The sequence below is a fragment of the Microbacterium sp. cf332 genome, from assembly GCF_900102175.1.
Classification (GTDB): Bacteria; Actinomycetota; Actinomycetes; order Actinomycetales; family Microbacteriaceae; genus Microbacterium.
Genome location: NZ_FNKN01000002.1, coordinates 698,925 through 716,028, shown reverse-complemented (window position 1 = coordinate 716,028; position 17,104 = coordinate 698,925). Strand labels below are relative to the sequence as shown.

Here is a 17,104-nt window from a genome sequence, read left to right as displayed (position 1 = left end):
CCGAAGTCACGACGCGGACGGTCGTCACGGTTCGGACGGTCACCGGCATCGCGACGCGGACGATCGTCGAACGAACGAGCCGGCCGGTCGTCACGACGCGGACGGTCATCGCGGAACGACGGACGCGCGTCGCCGAAGGTGCGACGGTCGTCACGCGGCTGCGCCTCGTAGGGACGGCGGCCGCCGGCATCCGACCGGCGCTCGTTGCCGTAACCCCGCTGCTCGCGACCGCCTCGGTCGTCGCGACCACCGCGGTCGTCACGGGGAGAACGCTCGCCGCGTCCGCCGCGATCGTCACGTGCCTGCGAGCGGATGCCGCGGGCTTCGTCGCGACCGGCGCGCTCCTGCGACGACCACCGGTTCTTGCGTCCGGTGTCTTCGGCTTCGGCGCGGTATCCGCGGTGGCCGGGGCTCTTGCTGCCGACCGTTCCCGCCGACGACTGGCCGGGGCGACGCTTCGCGTCCTGGAACGAGGTCTTCTTGCCGAAGCGGGGCTCGAAGTTCTGAGCGCGTCCGCCGGCGGGCTTCTTGTTTTTGGGCATGGTTGTGTCCTTCTGGGTTCTCTGCACGAGAACAGCGCCCGCGCGCACGCGGGCAAACCCGGACATCCGTCGGCCGGGGGCCATTCACATGATGGTCATGCGCGCCGATCGACGCTCACCATCGGCCCCAAGGACTCACAAAACCTGTCGCGATCACGCGCTGTCCAGAGCCGACCCGCCAACGATACGGCATCCGCCTGGGAATCGGGCGAGTGGTTCGGCATCCCCCGGTCCCCTCCCGCGCCGCGATGCACGTGTTCTGCCGTGACACGCCGGCCCGACGCGCCTGGAGCCGGGGTGTCGGCCGCAGTCCCTTGCATCCCGCGCATGGCGACGGGGCAGAGCGCGACCCGCGCGGCCGGCCCCGCAGCCGGGGTCTGCCGCGCGCCTCGTCCCGCGATCAGGCTGGGCGGCGACGACGGGGGCCGCGCGACGACCCGGGGATGCGCTGGACCTGTCGACGGGACGCCGAACCCGCCCGCCCGGCCTGCGAGCCACCGGCCGGCGCGGCGGAGGCATCGCTGTCGTCGGGCGCGACGGGGATGACCAGGTGCGTCGGCGCGTCGGCAGAGCCGTCGACGGGGACGACGAGATGCGTCGGCTCGGCCGTCGCCGCCTCGGCGAGCCGCCGCTCGCGCCGGGTCTTCGGCGTCGCGCGTCCCGTGCCGTCGGCGCCGGCACCGACCGCACCCGCCGCGCCGTCCGCACGCGAGTCCGCCCCGGCGCGACGACGCGCCGTCCGGCGCTCGCGGAAGCCCTCGACGAGGTTGTACAGCGTCGGGAGGACGAGCAGCGTCAGCAGCGTCGACGAGATCAGGCCGCCGATGACGACGATCGCGAGCGGCTGCGAGATGAACCCGCCGTGTCCGGTGATGCCGAGGCCCATGGGCGTCAACGCGAAGATCGTCGCGAGCGCGGTCATGAGGATGGGGCGCAGTCGACGCGAGCCACCCGCGATGGTGGCGTCGTGCGCCGAGAGCCCCTTCTCGCGGTATTGGTTGACCAGGTCGATGAGGACGATCGCGTTCGTGACGACGATGCCGATGAGCATGAGCACGCCGATGAGCGAGGCGACGCCGAGGGGGACGCCGGTCGCGATCTGCAGGAGCACCGCGCCCGTCGCCGCGAACGGCACCGAGACCAGGAGCAGCAGCGGCTGCCGCAGCGACTTGAAGGTCGCGACCATCACGATGTAGACGATGAGGATCGCCGCGAGGGCCGCGAGGCCGAGCTGGCCGAACGCGTCCTGCTGCTGCGTCAGCACGCCGCCGATCTCGGCGTCGGCGCCCTGCGGCAGCTCGACGGTGTCGAGCGCGTCCGACACGACGCCGGACGCCGATGTGAGGTCGTCGCCGGCGGGCGTGACCGTGACGGTCGCGGTGCGCTGCCCGCGCTGCGTCGTGATCGAGGTCGGGCCCTCGCTCTGCTCGACGGTCGCGACGTCCTGCAGCGTGATCACGCCGCCTGCCGTCGGGATCGTCAGCTGACGCAGTTCGTCGATCGATGCGGGAGCCTGGGTCGCGGCGAGATAGACCGTCAGCGACGTGTCGTCGATCTCGACGGTGCCGATCGACTGGGGCTGCATCGTGCTCGACACGATGCCACCGACGGCGACCTCCGAGAGACCGAGGGATGCGGCGGCGGCGCGGTCGACCGTCACGGCGATGTACGGCAGCGACGCCGACAGATTGGAGGTGACCTGGCTGATGCCGTCGGCACCCTCGAGGGAGGCGACGACCGCATCCGTCGCGTCGCTCAGCACGCTCTGATCGGGCGCGGTCACGTCGATCTCGATGTCGCTCGAGCCAAACCCGCCACCGCTGCCGGCGGCGATCTGGATGTCGCCGACACCGTCGAGGTCGGCGACCGCGCGCTGCACGCGGTCGCGCACGTCGAGCTGGTCGGCCGAGCTGTCGGTCGTGATCGAGTAGGTGACTCCGCCGCCGCCGCCCGAGAACGCATCGCGCAACTGCGATCCCGACGACCCGATCGACACCTGCACGGCATCGATGCCGTCGAGGTCGCGGATGGCGTCCTCGACGCGCTGCGCCGCGGCGTCCTCCGCCTCGAGGGATGCGGCCGGGCCGAGCGTCTGCGTCATGGTGAACGTGTTCTGCCCCGAGTCGCCGAGGAAGTTCGTCTTCATGAAGGGGACGGCGGCGAGCGTCCCGCCGAGCACGACGAGCGCGGCGACGAGGGTGACGACGGAGTGGCGCAGCGTCCAGCGCAGCACCGGCAGGTACGCCTTCTGCAGTCGTGAGGGCGGGGCGTCGGGGTGCTCGGGGTCGACGCGACGGCCGTCCGCCGCGACGACGGGCTGTCCCGGGCGCAGGAACCAGTAGGCGAGCACCGGCACGATCGTCAGCGAGACGAAGAGCGACGCGGCCATGGCGATCGTGACGGTGAGTGCGAACGGCCGGAAGAGCTCGCCGGTGAGGTCGCCGACGAAGGCGATGGGCAGGAAGACGGCGACGGTCGTGATGGTCGACGCCGTGATCGCCGCGGCGACCTCGCGCACGGCGAGCGTGATGGATGCGAGCTTGTCGGCGCCCTCGACGTAGTGGCGCTTGATGTTCTCGATCACGACGATCGAGTCGTCGACGACGCGGCCGATGGCGATCGTGAGCGCACCCAGGGTGAGGATGTTGAGCGAGTAGCCGAACGCCTGGATGCCGACGAAGGTGATGAGGACGCTGGTGGGGATCGAGATCGCGGTGACGATGGTCGAGCGCACCGAGAGCAGGAAGACAAGGATCACGAGCACCGCGAAGACGAGGCCGAGCAGGCCCTCCTGCGTGAGGGCCTCGATCGATTGCTCGATGAAGGGCGCCTGGTCGAACACGACGGTGAACTGAGCGTCGCCGCCCAGGTCGTCTTCGAGCGCCGGGAGAGCATCGAGCACCCCGCGTGACACGTCGACGGTGTTGGCGGCGGGCAGCTTCGTGACGGCGATGGTGAGTGCGGGCTCGCCGTCGACGCGCGAGATCGAGGTGACGGGCGACGGTTCCTGCGCGACAGCGGCGACGTCGCCGATGGTCGTGGTCGCGGCGGCGAGCTGACCGGCATCCGTCGGCACGAGCGGAAGCGCCGACAGCTCGTCGACCGAGGCGATCTTCGCGCCGGTCTGCACCGTCAGCGACTCGTCGCCCTCGGTGATCTCGCCGCCCGGGAACAGGACGCCGTTCTGATCCAGCGCGTCACGGATCGCCTGCTGCGTGAAGCCCGCCTCGGCGAGCGCGGTCTGGTCGGGCGTGATCGTGATGCGCTCGGCGCGCCCGCCGACGACCTGGGCGGCGTTGACGCCGTCGACGTCCTCGAGATCGGGGATGACGGTGCTCTCGAGCCGCGCCTGCACCGACTCCTCGTCGTCGTAGCCCGTGACGGCGAGCTGGATGACGGGGAAATCGTCGAGCGAGAAGCTCAGGACGTTGGGAGTCACCCCATCGGGCAGCTGGCTGTCGATGCGGTTGATGGCCTGCAGGATCTTCTGCTCGGCGGTGGCGAGGTCGGTGCCGTAGGTGAAGGACGCCTGGATGATCGAGGCGTTGGTCGAGCTCGTCGCCGTCGTCGACTCGAGTCCGGGCACACCTTGGATCGCGGTCTCGATCGGGGTGGAGACGTCGGTGTTGACCACCTCGGGCGACGCACCCGGGTAGGTCGTCACGACCGAGAGCTGCGGCAGCTCGATCGAGGGGATCAGCTCCTGCTTCAGGCTCGTCAGCGCGAGACCGCCGAACACCGCCGCGACGATCGTGATCAGCGCGATGAGAGCGCGGTTCTTGAGGCTGAGGACGGCGAGTTTCGACACGGGATCCCTCGGTCGCGTCGGAGCCGACGCAGTCGGTGTGGTGCGGGGGACGAGCGCGGGGCTCGCCGATACAGGAATGTATCGAGACTCAGTATCCCACGCGTCCGATGAGGCCGCCGAGCGTCAGGCCGATCGCGGCCGCGACCACGGCGGCCACGAGCGTCCCGGCGAGGTTGAGCACGGCCCAGTCGCGGCGGCCGCGCCGTGCGAGCTGCACGGTCTCGACCGACACCGTGCTGAAGGTCGTGTACCCGCCGAGCAGTCCCACACCGAGCACCGCGAGCCAGTCCGGCGCGACGACGGCGCCGAGGCCGGTCAGCAGCCCGAGCAGGCCCGAGCCCGTGGTGTTCACGACGAGGATGCCGATCGGGAAGGCGTCGCGACGGCCGCGCGTCATCATGACGTCGACGACGTAGCGGATACCGGCACCGACACCGCCGGCGACGACGAGGGCGATCAGCATCCCCCCGCTCGGACCGCTCATGCGTCCGCCTCTCGCCGGGCGCCGACCGACAGCCCGAGCGCTGCCGCGAGGAGCCCGCCGATGAGCGAGGCGAGGACGAGGGCGAGGCCGACGACCGGCGCGTTGGTGGCGACCTGGATGGATTGCACGGCGAATGCGCTGTAGGTCGTGAATCCCCCCAGCACCCCGGTGCCGACGAAGGCGCGCAAGCGCGGTCGCCGGGTTCCCCATCGTCCCACCACGATGCCGAGCAGGAACGACCCCAGGATGTTGCAGCCCAGTGTCAGGGCGGGCACGACGAGCGGGTGCGACCACCCGCCGAACGGGAGCGTGAGGGCCGCCCGCGCGGCGACGCCCGCCGCGCCGCCGACCACCACGAGGATCAGCGTGAGCGGCGAGATGCTCACCCGCTCGACCACGACGCCACCGTAGTCCCGGCCGCGTGGCCGCGGCGTCAGCCACACCGCGGCAGCGGCGCGGCCGGGGGCGCGTCAGCCGAGGACGAGGGAGCGGATGGCGGACTCGGGTGAGACCGTGGTGTCGAGCAGCATCCCGGAGCGGTAGCGTTCGAACACCCGCGGATCGATGTACGAGCTCCGGGCCACCGCCGGCGTGTTGCCCAGGGCGGTGGCGGCGGCACGCACCGCCTCGACCTCGGCCTGGTGGAGCGCACGCGCCGTCTCGGCGACGCCGATGCGGGCCAGCGCGTCGGCGGCGACGACGGTGCCGCGCAGGGTGCGGAAGTCCTTCGCGGTGAACGGCCCGCCGGTCAGCGCGCGCACGTAGGCGTTGACCTCGGTCGGGGTGAGCGGTACGCGCCGGCGCTCGCGCTGCCAGGCGAGGAGCGGCGACGACGGGCGTCCCTCGATCAACAGCATGATCGCGGTCGCGAGATCGGGGTCGGAGATCTCGAGCGCCTGGCGCTGGCCGCTCTTGCCCGAGAACGCGAGGCTCACGACGGCGTCGATCACCGACGCATCCCGGCGCCGCAGCGTCGTCAGACCGCGGCTGCCGTGCTGCAGGAGGTAGCGCTGCGATCCGATCCGCAGCGCCGAGCGGTCGAGCAGGCGGAAAGCGGCGGCGAGGACACGCTCGCGGTCGAGGCCGGAACGCCGCAGCGAGGCGGTCGCGCGCGACCGGGCCCGCGGCAGCGACTCCGCCAGCTGCAGGGCGCGCGCATACTTGCCCTTGTCGCGACTGCGGGTCCAGTCGGGGTGGTAGATGTACTGGCGACGCCCGGCGTCGTCGGTGCCGACGACCTGGATGTGCCCTTGCGGGTCGGCGCAGATCCACACGTCCTGCCACGCGGGTGGGATGACGATCGTACGGATGCGCGAGAGGTCGCGCCGACCGATCGCCGTGCCGGAGGCATCCGTGTACCGGAACCCCTTGCCGGAGCGGATACGTCGAATGCCGGAGTCGATATCGGGCCGCACCCGGACGAGACGAGCCACCTCAGTGATCGCGCAGCATCGAGATGATCTGCGCCTTCTTCTTGCCGGAGTAGCCGGAGATCCCCAGCTCCTTCGCGCGCTTCTTCAACTCCTCGACGGTCCAGTCCTCGTAGTCGCCCGACGAACCGCCGCGGCTGCCCACCTCGTCCCGGCCGTCGTGGGCGGCGGCGTTGGAGATGCGGGCGGCTTTCTCCTTCGAGGCGCCGTCCTCACGGAGCTCCTCGTACAGTTCGGGGTCCTTCAGGCTGTTCGACCCGCGTCCCTGTGGCATGGCGATCTCCCATCTCTCCGATGCCGACGGTAGGACGCTCCCGGCTGCCGTCGCAGGTTCTTGACAGGCATCGGAGGGAAGGCGTAGCCCGCTTCTTCTCGGCACCGTGACGAGGCAGCATCTCCTCCAGTGCGCGCGGATACCACCGCGCAAATGACGTCGTCAAGTCCTCGCGGCTCACGCTCGGCTTTCTTTAATGTTGCGTACAGCCCTCACCAGGGTCTGCGTCCCGAAGTGGGACGGACATTGGGAGACAGACAAGGAGCCCCCATGAACATCTTCCTCATCATCATCATCGTTGTGGCGATCGTGCTCGCGATCGTCAGTGGTCTGAACAGCGCGCTGAGCTGGCTGCTCTGGGTCGCCCTGATCGTCGGCGTGATCGCACTGATCGCGTTCCTGTTCCGAGTGATCAGCGGTAACAAGCGCGCCTGACCGTCGCGCCTCTCGAACGCCTCCACCCGCGGGTGGGGGCGTTCTTGTTTTCCCGGTGCTGACAGACGCGATATATCGTGTTATCGTAACGAAACGCGATATATCGCGATACGACCGCGACGACCGTCGCCTAGGAAGAGGGATCGCCATGACACTGCAGAAATGGATCGTCCACCCCGGTGAGAGCCGCGTGATCGACATCGACGACATCCGCAAGCTCAAGGTCGGCATGGTCGGCGGGCAGATCGACATCGTGGCGCACGACGAACCGGGCGTCCGCATCGAGGTCCATGCGGTCACGGGCAAGGACCTGCGCATCGAGGCCACCGGAGAGGGCGTCGAGATCGATCACCCGCAGCTGCGCTGGGACAACTTCGTGCAGGTCTTCCGCAACTTCGGATCCGCCGGACCGCAGGCCGAGATCAGTGTGGCCGTGCCCCGGGGTACCGACCTCACCCTCGGCGTCGTCAGCGCGAGCGCGCTGGTCACGGGGCTCGAGGCCGACGCCCGGGTCAACACCGTCTCGGGCGACATCATCATCGACGGCATCACCGGCGACGTCAGCGCCAACGCGGTCTCGGGCGATGTGCAGATCCGCGAGCTGGCCGGAGCGCTCACCGCGAAGTCGGTGTCGGGCGACGTCGCCGCGATCGGAACCCTCCGCGCGGCCGACATCGACACCGTCTCGGGGGCGATGCTCGTCGACTCCTCCGGTCCGATCCAGTCGGTGACCCTCCACACCGTGGGCGGCGACGCGACCGTCCGGCTGGACGACGGGCTGCCGGCCAACTACCAGGTGCGCAGCGTGAGCGGCCGAGTGCTCATCGACGGCGCCGTGCGCTCCGGGCAGGGCGCCGGTCCGCTCACGAACTTCACCGGGTCGACCGGTGAGCTGAGCGGCTCCTTCGTCGACGTCCGAACCAACTCGGTCGCCGGCGACCTCACCGTGCTGCGCCGTCCGGCCCCGGCGGTCCCGGCGATCCCGGATGCCGCCGCGCCCGCCGTGTCGGCCGCCGCCCCCGAGCTCGACGCGTCACAGGCCGAGACCCCGGAGCAGCTCGCGCACCCCGCCGGCGACGACACGCAGCACGATCTGGAGCGATGACCGTGGCTCCCGTCTTCTCGCACGGTGATCTGCGGCTGTACCTGCTCTCGCTGCTCGACGAGTCGCCGCGTCACGGCTACGACCTGATGCAGGCGCTGTCCGAGCGGACCGGCGGCACCTACTCTCCGAGCGCCGGCACCATCTACCCACGCCTGTCCAAGCTCGAGGACGAGGGCCTGGTGACCAAGACCGTCGACGGGCGCAAGACCGTCTACGAGATCACGGACGCCGGGCGGGAGCAGCTCGACGCCCGTCGGCACGACCTCGACGGCATCCAAGCGGGTCTCGCCGACAGCGTCCGCCTCATCGCCGAGGAGGTGCGGGGCAGCGTCCGCGCGGCGATGAAGAGTCTGCAGGCAGACCTCGCGTCCGCCGCGAGCTCCGAGCGCGAGTCGGCGACGCGTGCGCCGCAGCCCGCGAGCCCCCGCGCCGAGGCTCGCGCGCAGGCCCACCGCGCGGAGGTCGCGATCGGCGAGTTCCGCGCGGACGTCAAAGCCGACCTGCGCTCGCACCTCGCTCGCGACGGCGACATCTCCCCCGCCGCGGTCGACGCCCTCACCGCCGGGCTCGACCGGATGCGATGGGAGCTGCTCGAGACCCTGCGGACCGGGTCGGAGCGACCACCGCACGGTTCCTGACCGGACACGGCAAAACCGGTCGAAGACCCTCAGATCCGCTCCGGCCGCACGCATGTGCGGCCGGAGCGCGCTGTTTCCGCGCGTCCGCCACCCGAGGATGATGTCGCCGGTCAGCGGGCAGATGGCTCGTGACGTCCCGGCATCCGGGAGGCGGCGTGAATGCGGACACCCTCGACGACCTCGCCCCGCCGAACGTCCCGGCACTTGCGCCCCCGGGCTGGCGCCTCCGTGTCCACCTCGGCCCCGACAGGCACGCACTCGCCGCGCCGCTCGTCGTCGTCGGACGGGCGCCGGAACACGCACCGGGGCGCGAACGCATCCTGCTGCACAGTCCGTTCCGCGAGGCGTCGCGCTCGCACGCCCTCGTCGACGTCGACTCCCGTGGCACGATCGTGGTCACCGACCTCTACAGCCGCAACGGCACGATCGTCGACGGCGTACGCCTGGCCCCCGGTGTCGTGACCGCCATCGATCCCGGTCTGCCCGTGCTCTTCGGCGACGTGACCGTCCGGCTGACGAGCGAGAGATCGTGACGCCGCCCACGGTGGAGATCCGCATCGCCCCGGTCGAGGAAACGGCGCGGATCCGGACCGACGACCTCTCGCTGTGGCTGATCGGATGGGCGGCGCCCGCCCTGCTCGAACTCGAGGAGGGCGGCAACTCGGCTGTGACGCGGGGCACCGCCGAAGCACTCCGCCGGCATGCGCTGGCGCTCCGCCGGCGCGCCCCCAGCCGCACGGCGAGGGACATCATCATCGCGAGAACGCGGCACACCCGGCTCGACCTGCAGCGGAACGTGGAACGCGTGGCGGGGCTCGTCCGAGGGTCTCACTCCACGCCCGTCGGCCGGAACCGGCACCGCTCGCTCCGCGAGCTGCTCGCGGCGGAGTTCCCTGCGCTCCACGGCGCGGCCGCCGAGGCCCGTCAGTATCCGGCACCGTGCGATCTCGCCCTCGTCGACGAGGCGTACCGGGCCTGCGCGGCGGTCATCTGCCGGTCGCTGATGCTCGGGCAGCTCACCGGCGCGCCTCCCCGCCAGATGATGCGGGCATACGACCGGTCGGTGGGCGACCTGAGGATGTGGGCCGCGCCCGCGCCTCGCGCATCCGATGGTCCGGCGCGCGTCCGGTGATCAGGCCGGGGACTCGGCCCAGAGGTCCTCGTCATCGGCGACGGAACGCCCCTGCGGCACGACGAGCACGGGCCGCTGCTGCCGGTGAGCGAGGCGCGCCGCCACGGAGCCCGTGAAGAACTCGCGGATGGATTCGCCGATACCGCGCCGCCGGGTGCCGACCACGAGCAGCTTCGCGTCGAGACGGTCGGCGAGGTGCTTGATGGCGAGAGCCGGATCACCGACGAGCTGGTGGACCGTCCAGTCGACCGTCGTCGACGCGAGCGCCTCGGCTGCGCCGGCACGGATCTGCTCGAACTGCGCCGCGCTCGACACGGCGCCCAGGTCGATCGGCGCGGTGTGGACGTAGCCGTCGGGATCCTCGTACGTCACGAAGCGCGTCACGTCGACGTGCACGACGATCAGGCCGACACCGAGCATCGAGGCGTACCGCGCCGCCTCGACGACCACACGAGGAGATTGCCCGGGGATGACGCCGACGATGACCGGTGTCGACGGGAGTTCGCTCTCATCGCTCACGGAGTGCTGCTCGACCATGGTCGCTCCCCTGTCTCGGCGGTGGCACCGCGATGGCTTGGGGGCCCCCGTGTTATTCTTGATGCTACTCTTCCCCGGCGCAGCGCCGGATCGTGAAATGCTCCGGGCATCGCTGAACAAAGCCCGTGACTCAGAAATGAGGGGGTCTCGCATGGGGCGTGGCCGTCAAAAGGCGAAGCACACCAAGATCGCGCGCGAGCTGAAGTACGACACCTACAATGTCAACTTCTCTTCGCTCGAGAAGGAGCTCGGCCACTCGGACGACGATCAGTACGTCGACAAGTGGGCCGATCAGTACTCCGACGAATACGAGGACGAGAAGGCCTGACTGGGCTCATCACCATGCGCCGTGGCGCTGCTCCCACTCGTCCTCGATGGTGTGCGGGCGCGTCACGACGATTCCTGCGGGGATCGCCGCGAGCATGAGCACGCCCAGCATGATCAGGGGTGCCGTCCACTCGCCGGTCGCCTCGTGCAGCAGCGCGAACGAGATCGGGAAGATCGCGGCGACCGCGTAGCCGACGCTCTGGGCGAAACCGCTGAGCGCGACCGTCCCCTCGTGCGTTCGCGTCTTTCGCTGGATGAAGACGAGCGCGGCGGGGAACAGCATCTGCGGCGTACCCAGGAGCACCACCCAGAGCACGACGGCCGCGCCCGGCGCGAAGAGCAGACCGGCGACGGCCACGATGCCGGACGATGCGGCGATGACGTAGATCAGTCCGAGCCGGCGCCACCGCGTGATGATGAGCGGCACGATGATCGACCAGGGCAGGCCCATGCCGCCGAACAGGGCGAGGAGCGACCCTGCGGCGGCGTGAGAGACGCCGGCGAGGTCGACGAGCACGATCGGCAGCCAGGCGAACGACGCGTACACGCTCGACGCCGAGACCGCGAACGTCACCGCGATGGCCCATGCCATGGGCAGACGCACGAGTCGTCCGAGGACGTTCGGCGACGGCGGCGGGGCGACCGCCGCATCGGCGGTGGCGGCGGCGATGCGCGAGCGGCGCAGCGTGACGAGCCACGGGACGATCGCGAGCGCGGCGAAGATCGACCACATCCCCAGCGAGAACCGCCAACCCGCGGTGTCGGCAACGGGAACGGCGACCAGCGGCGGGACGAAGGCGGCGACCGCCAGCATCGTCGAGTACACCGCGGTCATCGTCCCGACCCGGTCGGGGAAGTACGTCTTGATCAGCGGCGGCAGCACGACGTTGCCGGTGCTGATGGCAGCGAAGAGGATGGTCGTCGCGATCAGCAGGGTGCCCGCATCCGGCGCGAGAGACCTGCCCAGCAGCGCCACCGCGGCAATGATCATGGCGGCCACGGCGAGGCGCTGCAGCCCGAACCTGCGCTCGAGGATCGGCGTGATGACTCCGAAGACGGCGAAGCACACCGGGGGCGCCGCCCCGATGAGGCCGGCCACCCACGACGGGACCCCGAGGTCGGCGTCGATCTCCGTGAGGATCGGCGACAGCGAGGCGACCGCGGACCGCAGGGAGAAGGCGACGAGGATGACGCCGATGAACGCCAGGACGCGTCCGCGCCAGAGCGAGGTCACGACTGCTGGGTGCCCTCGACCCAGGCCAGGTACTCGTCGCTCACCGTTCCCGTGACGTACCTGCCGTCGAAGCAGCTCATGTCGAGATCGGTGATGTCGGTCCCCTCGACGATCGCGGCCTTCAGGTCGTCGATCTCCTGGTACACGAGATAGTCGCACCCGAGCTCCTCGGCGATCTCGGGGATCGTCCGTCCGTGCGCGATGAGCTCATGACGCGAGGGCATGTTGATGCCGTAGACGTGCGGGTAGCGCACCGGCGGCGCGGCCGACGCGAACGTCACACTCTTGGCTCCGGCATCCCGGGCCATCTGGATGATCTCCTTCGACGTCGTGCCGCGCACGATCGAGTCGTCGATGAGGAGCACGTTCTTTCCCTTGAACTCGCTCGACATCGCGTTGAGCTTCTGACGCACGCTCTTCTTGCGCACCGCCTGGCCCGGCATGATGAACGTGCGGCCGACGTAGCGGTTCTTGTAGAAGCCCTCGCGGTACTCGATGCCGAGCTTGCGCGCCACCTGCATCGCGGCCGGTCGCGACGAGTCGGGGATCGGCATGACGACGTCGATCGCACCCTGCGGGGTGTACGTGGCGATGGTGTCGGCGAGACGCTCACCCATCCGCAGACGAGCCTCGTAGACCGAGATGCCGTTCATGATCGAGTCGGGGCGCGCGAGGTAGACGTACTCGAACGAGCACGGGGCCAGCTGCGTCTGCTGAGCGCACTGGCGCGCGTGCAGCGTACCCTCGGCGTCGATGAAGACCGCCTCGCCGGGCTCGACGTCGCGGACGACCTCGAATCCGCCGTTCTCGAGCACGAGCGACTCGGAGGCGACCGTCCACTCATCCCGGCCGTTCTCGGCCCGGCGCGTGCCCAGGATGAGCGGACGGATGCCGAACGGGTCGCGGAACGCGAGCAGCCCGTGACCGGCGATGAGAGCGATGGCAGCGTACGAGCCCTCGACGCGCTCGTGAACGCGCTCGACGGCCTGGAACACCTGGTCGGGATCGAGGTCGAGCCCCGAGATCGTCGACTGCAGCTCGTTCGCGAGCACGTTGACGAGCAGTTCGGTGTCGGAGCTGGTGTTGAGGTGGCGGCGATCCTTGCGGAACAGCTCCTCCGTCAACTCGCGCGTGTTCGTGAGGTTGCCGTTGTGCACCAGCACGATGCCGTAGGGGGCGTTGACGTAGAAGGGCTGCGCCTCTTCCTCGCTCGAGGCGGTGCCCTTCGTCGCGTAGCGGACGTGCCCGAGGCCGATGTTGCCGAGCAGCGACCGCATGTCGCGCGTGCGCACCGCTTCGCGCACCTGCCCGTTGGCCTTGAAGATGTGGAAGACGCCGCTGTTCTCGGCGGTCGCGATGCCGGTCGAGTCCTGGCCGCGATGCTGCAGCAGGAGGAGGGCGTCGTAGATCTCCTGGTTCGCCGGGGACTGCCCGACGATTCCGACGATTCCGCACATAGGGGGTTAGTTCGCTCCTGCTTCGCGGTAACCGCCGACGAGGCGCACGGCTCCGCCGTCGACACCCTTGGCGCCCTGTTCGTAGTGTCCGTCGGGGCGCGGTCCGGTCGAGACCGCACCGACCTGCCACGTGTCGATGCCGTCGGCGCGGAGTGCCGCGATCGCGGCATCCGCGGCATCCGGCGACACGATCGCGAAGAAGCCGATGCCGAGGTTCCAGGTGCCCTCGGTGCGCTCGATCTCGAGGTCGCCGAGGTCGGCGAGCACACGGAAGACCGGAGACGGCGACCACGTCGCGCGATCGACGTCGACCCAGGTGCCCTTCGGCAGGACGCGTGCGAGGTTGGCCGCGATTCCGCCACCCGTCACGTGGCTGAGCGAGTGGATGCCGTCGCCGAGCTCCGCGATGACACGCAGGAGCGGCGAGGTGTACAGGCGCGTGGGCTCGAGCAGCTGCTCGCCCCATGTGCGCCCGAAGTCTGCCGCCTGATCGCCGTAGCCGATGCCGGCGCCCGTGATGATGTGACGGATGAGCGAGTACCCGTTCGAGTGCGGGCCGCTCGAGGCGAGCGCGAGCACGACGTCGCCGTCGCGCACCCGCTCGGCGCCCAGCACCTGGCCCGACTCGACGACCCCGGTCGCCGCACCCGCGACGTCGTAGTCGTTCACGCCGAGCAGTCCGGGGTGCTCGGCGGTCTCGCCGCCGACCAAGGCTGTGCCGGTGGCCGAGCAGCCGTCGGCGATGCCTCGGACGATGTCGGCGATGCGCTCGGGCACGACCTTGCCGCACGCGATGTAGTCGGTCATGAACAGCGGCTTCGCGCCGACCACGACGATGTCGTCGACGACCATGCCGACCAGGTCCTGGCCGATCGTGTCGTGCTTGTCGATGGCCTGCGCGATCGCGACCTTCGTACCGACGCCGTCGGTCGAGGTCGCGAGCAGCGGCTTGGTGTAGCCGAGCAGCGCGCTGGCATCGAAGAGGCCGGCGAAGCCGCCGACGCCTCCGAGCACTTCATCGCCGTGGGTGCGCCGGACCGCCGACTTCATCAATTCGACGGCGAGGTCTCCCGCCGCGGTGTCGACGCCGGCTTGGGTATAGGGGTCAGTGGAACTCGAGGCCACGGCATCCAGAGTACCGGCCCGCGGAGCGCCCGAGCACCGGGCATGTCGCGGCGGGCCGCCCCGGCCCGCTTCCGCCCGCGCCTCGGGCCCGGTCTGTCGGGCTCGGCGTTGCGTCGGCCCGGTCCGTCCCGTCGGTCCCGTCCGTCCCGTCTCGACGGTCCCGTTGACAGGTTCAGCACGGTCTGAGGCCGTTCAGGCATCGTTCCGGCGGGCCTGAGCCTGTTCACGGCACGGAATCCGGGGCCGACCTCGGCACCGGCGCTCGCCCCGGCCGTGCCGAGGCCCGCGGAGCGGGTGGCGGTGCGGGTGGCGGTGCGGGTGGCGGCCGGCACGGCGATCGGCCGTGCCGTCCACAGGCTGAGAGCGGCCGGACCCCACCCCCGAGGCACTGGAGCGCCGCTCAGCCTGTGCGCGGAACCGGCACGGCACGGCACGGCACGGCGACGGCACCGCACCGCACCGAGGCCAGGGGGCTGCGATGGCGACCGCCCGAGGGGGTGGCCGCGTCGGTCAGATGCCCTGCCAGGACGGCTTGTTGGCCCAGGCGTGGCGGTAGTACGGCGTCTGCGCGAGGGATGCCGCGGCGGCCTCATCGACCACAACCGTGACGTGCGGGTGCAGCTGCACGGCCGAGCCGGGGGCCGACGTGCTGACCGGTCCCTCGACCGCCGCGGCGACGGCGTCCGCCTTCGCCTCTCCGAACGCGAGCAGCACCAGGTGTCGCGCCCGCAGAATGGTGCCGATGCCCTGGGTGATGCAGTGCATCGGCACATCGTCGGGCGAGTCGAAGAAGCGCGCGTTGTCGGCGCGGGTCTCTTCGGTCAACGTCTTCACGCGCGTCGCCGATGCGAGCGAGCTGCCCGGCTCGTTGAAGCCGATGTGCCCGGTGCGGCCGATGCCGAGGATCTGCAGGTCGATGCCGCCGGCCGCGCGGATCGCGGCCTCGTACTGCTCTCCCGCCGTCTCGATGCCGTCCAGGTCGCCGTGCGGCACCTCGATGCGTGCGGGGTCGAAGCCGACGGGCTCGACGACCTCGCGCTCGATGACGCTCCGGTAGCTCTCCGGGTGGCCGGCGGGCAGGCCCACGTACTCGTCGAGGGCGAAGCCGCGCACCTGCGAGACGTCGATACCCTCGCCCCGGACACGGGAGGCGAGGTGACGGTACACGGCGAGCGGCGTCGATCCGGTCGCGAGGCCGAGCACGGCGTCGTGCCGGGCACGGACGAGGTCGACGATCGCATCGCCGACGAGACGGCCGGCCTCCTGCTCGCTCGGGACGATGACGACTTCTGCCATGGCGCTGCCTTTCTCGGGTCGATCTGTTCGGGTCGGCTTGTTCGGGTCGGTTCAGGTGAGGCCGAGGGTCTCGGCCAGGACGAGGCCGACCGCGCCGCGCAGCCGGAGGTCGCCGTCGGCCTCTGCGCGGCGGACGACCAGGTCGCCGAAGACGATGGGCAGCACCCGCGCCTCGACCGCCTCTCGCGCGGCGTCGACGAGGGCGCCGTCCAGCAGCTCGGCCGGTCCGCTCAGTACGACGTCGGTGAGTCCGAGCGTCGCGACGAGCGGGGCGAGGGCGATGCCGAGGCATCGGCCGGCCTCGCGGCGGATGTCGGCTGCCGCAGCCGCATCGGCGGCATCGGCCACGCGCGCCGCCAGTCGCGGCACCGACAGCCAGGCTTCGAGGCATCCGGTGCGCCCGCAGGCGCAGACGGGACCCGAGCCCTCGGTCACGACGACGTGTCCGATCTCTCCGGCCGTCCAGTTGCGCCCGTGCACCACGGCTCCGTTGATGATGACCGCGGCCCCGACACCCGCGCCGATGCGCACGAGCAGGAGGTCGTGGTCGACCTGGCCGTAGCTGAGCTCGCCGACGCCGGCGGCGTTCAGACCGTTCGCGACGGCGACCGGAAGACCGGTGCGATCGTGCAGGATGCCGCGCAGCGCGACGTCGTGCCAGTCGAGATGCGACGATTCGCGCACGGTTCCCGTCCCGTCGACCACGCCCGGGGTCGAGACCCCGACGCCGAGGATCGGAGCCTCGGCGCGCGCGATCAGACGGTCGATGAGCTCACCGAGCAGGGTCACGGCGGGGTCGCCGGTCGCGCCGCGACGCTCGACGACCTCGCGGGCGAGGACGGAGCCGGCGAGATCGGCCACGACGCCCTCGAACGTGTCACCGCTCGAGATCGACACGGCCACGACGTTGCGCGAGGCGCGGGCCAGGGCCAGGGCCCGCGACGGCGCCCCCGGTCCGGAACGACGGCCACGGCCGCTCTCGACGACGAGCTGCTCGTCGACGAGCTCGCCGACGAGGTCGGAGATCGTCACCTGCGACAGCCCGGTCGCGCGGGCGATGTCGGCGCGCGAGAGTCCGTCCTCGCGATGGAGCGCCTGCAGCACGAGTCGCCGGTTGTTGCTGCGCGCGTCTTCGGGGCGGATGCGGCGACCGCGCGATCGCGTCGCACCGGCTCCTGCCGAGGACGTCGTGGTCATCCGCTCTCCGATCGAGTACAGTTCCCGAGAAATAATTCGGAAACGTTCTTAACCAATACTGTCAGAACCCTCTCCCCCAGCGC

17 protein-coding genes and 1 pseudogene are annotated in these 17,104 nt (G+C 70.7%); 6 read left to right on the top strand and 12 right to left on the bottom strand.

Features of this window, described 5'->3' with window-relative positions:
* The 6 genes and pseudogenes from BLT21_RS10450 to BLT21_RS10425 form a co-directional block, all read right to left on the bottom strand.
* Nucleotides 1-542 (bottom strand): annotated as a pseudogene (locus BLT21_RS10450) (ATP-dependent helicase); the annotation flags it as partial.
* A gap of 400 nt (nt 543-942) precedes the next feature.
* On the bottom strand, nt 943-4,350 hold the full coding sequence (locus BLT21_RS10445) for an efflux RND transporter permease subunit (RefSeq protein ID WP_091501745.1): 3,408 nt from the start codon (nt 4,348-4,350) through the stop codon (nt 943-945).
* An 88-nt stretch (nt 4,351-4,438) separates the two neighbouring features.
* Nucleotides 4,439-4,834 (bottom strand): fluoride efflux transporter CrcB, encoded by a 396-nt coding sequence (gene crcB / locus BLT21_RS10440; RefSeq protein ID WP_256336025.1) that lies wholly within the window; start codon nt 4,832-4,834, stop codon nt 4,439-4,441.
* Nucleotides 4,831-5,232 carry a fluoride efflux transporter FluC gene (locus tag BLT21_RS10435; protein ID WP_256336024.1) on the bottom strand — a complete coding sequence of 134 codons (402 nt, stop codon included), beginning with the start codon at nt 5,230-5,232 and terminating at the stop codon, nt 4,831-4,833. Before BLT21_RS10435 ends, crcB begins: the two co-directional genes overlap by 4 nt.
* A gap of 72 nt (nt 5,233-5,304) precedes the next feature.
* The gene (locus tag BLT21_RS10430; protein WP_176786878.1) at nt 5,305-6,267 is read right to left on the bottom strand and encodes a DNA topoisomerase IB; all 963 of its coding nucleotides are present in this window, start codon (nt 6,265-6,267) and stop codon (nt 5,305-5,307) included.
* 1 nt (nt 6,268) lies between these two features.
* Entirely contained in the window at nt 6,269-6,538 is a 270-nt protein-coding gene (locus BLT21_RS10425; RefSeq protein ID WP_091501743.1) for a DUF7218 family protein, read from the bottom strand.
* Nucleotides 6,539-6,808: 270 nt separating this feature from the next.
* Between BLT21_RS10425 and BLT21_RS15670 the strand changes: the two genes are divergently transcribed.
* The 5 genes from BLT21_RS15670 (at nt 6,809) to BLT21_RS10405 (ending at nt 9,848) form a co-directional block, all read left to right on the top strand.
* Entirely contained in the window at nt 6,809-6,973 is a 165-nt protein-coding gene (locus tag BLT21_RS15670) for a hypothetical protein (protein ID WP_176786877.1), read from the top strand.
* A gap of 148 nt (nt 6,974-7,121) precedes the next feature.
* Nucleotides 7,122-8,078 (top strand): DUF4097 family beta strand repeat-containing protein, encoded by a 957-nt coding sequence (locus BLT21_RS10420; protein WP_091501742.1) that lies wholly within the window; start codon nt 7,122-7,124, stop codon nt 8,076-8,078.
* Entirely contained in the window at nt 8,075-8,716 is a 642-nt protein-coding gene (locus BLT21_RS10415) for a PadR family transcriptional regulator (RefSeq protein WP_371113437.1), read from the top strand. Before BLT21_RS10420 ends, BLT21_RS10415 begins: the two co-directional genes overlap by 4 nt.
* Before the next feature lie 155 nt (nt 8,717-8,871).
* Nucleotides 8,872-9,249, top strand: coding sequence for an FHA domain-containing protein (locus BLT21_RS10410; protein ID WP_176786876.1), 378 nt, complete (start codon nt 8,872-8,874; stop codon nt 9,247-9,249).
* Complete coding sequence (locus BLT21_RS10405; protein ID WP_091501739.1) at nt 9,246-9,848, top strand: hypothetical protein; 603 nt, start codon at nt 9,246-9,248, stop codon at nt 9,846-9,848. The genes BLT21_RS10410 and BLT21_RS10405 overlap by 4 nt, the downstream gene beginning before the upstream one ends.
* On the opposite strand, the gene BLT21_RS10400 is transcribed toward BLT21_RS10405, so the two are convergent.
* Complete coding sequence (locus BLT21_RS10400) at nt 9,849-10,367, bottom strand: universal stress protein (protein ID WP_371113436.1); 519 nt, start codon at nt 10,365-10,367, stop codon at nt 9,849-9,851.
* Nucleotides 10,368-10,536: 169 nt separating this feature from the next.
* Between BLT21_RS10400 and BLT21_RS10395 the strand changes: the two genes are divergently transcribed.
* A complete protein-coding gene (locus BLT21_RS10395) occupies nt 10,537-10,713 on the top strand; it encodes a DUF3073 family protein (RefSeq protein ID WP_091501735.1) in 177 nt (58 codons plus the stop codon).
* Nucleotides 10,714-10,722: 9 nt separating this feature from the next.
* On the opposite strand, the gene BLT21_RS10390 is transcribed toward BLT21_RS10395, so the two are convergent.
* The 5 genes from BLT21_RS10390 to BLT21_RS10370 form a co-directional block, all read right to left on the bottom strand.
* Nucleotides 10,723-11,946, bottom strand: coding sequence for an MFS transporter (locus BLT21_RS10390; RefSeq protein WP_091501733.1), 1,224 nt, complete (start codon nt 11,944-11,946; stop codon nt 10,723-10,725).
* Nucleotides 11,943-13,403: an amidophosphoribosyltransferase gene (purF, locus tag BLT21_RS10385; protein WP_091501730.1), complete on the bottom strand. Its 1,461-nt coding sequence runs from the start codon at nt 13,401-13,403 to the stop codon at nt 11,943-11,945. The genes BLT21_RS10390 and purF overlap by 4 nt, the downstream gene beginning before the upstream one ends.
* 6 nt (nt 13,404-13,409) lie before the next feature.
* Entirely contained in the window at nt 13,410-14,528 is a 1,119-nt protein-coding gene (gene purM / locus BLT21_RS10380) for a phosphoribosylformylglycinamidine cyclo-ligase (RefSeq protein ID WP_091501728.1), read from the bottom strand.
* Nucleotides 14,529-15,038: 510 nt separating this feature from the next.
* Nucleotides 15,039-15,824 (bottom strand): glucosamine-6-phosphate deaminase, encoded by a 786-nt coding sequence (gene nagB / locus BLT21_RS10375; protein WP_091501726.1) that lies wholly within the window; start codon nt 15,822-15,824, stop codon nt 15,039-15,041.
* Nucleotides 15,825-15,875: 51 nt separating this feature from the next.
* On the bottom strand, nt 15,876-17,021 hold the full coding sequence (locus BLT21_RS10370; protein WP_091501724.1) for an ROK family transcriptional regulator: 1,146 nt from the start codon (nt 17,019-17,021) through the stop codon (nt 15,876-15,878).
* Between the last annotated feature and the right edge of the window lie 83 nt (nt 17,022-17,104).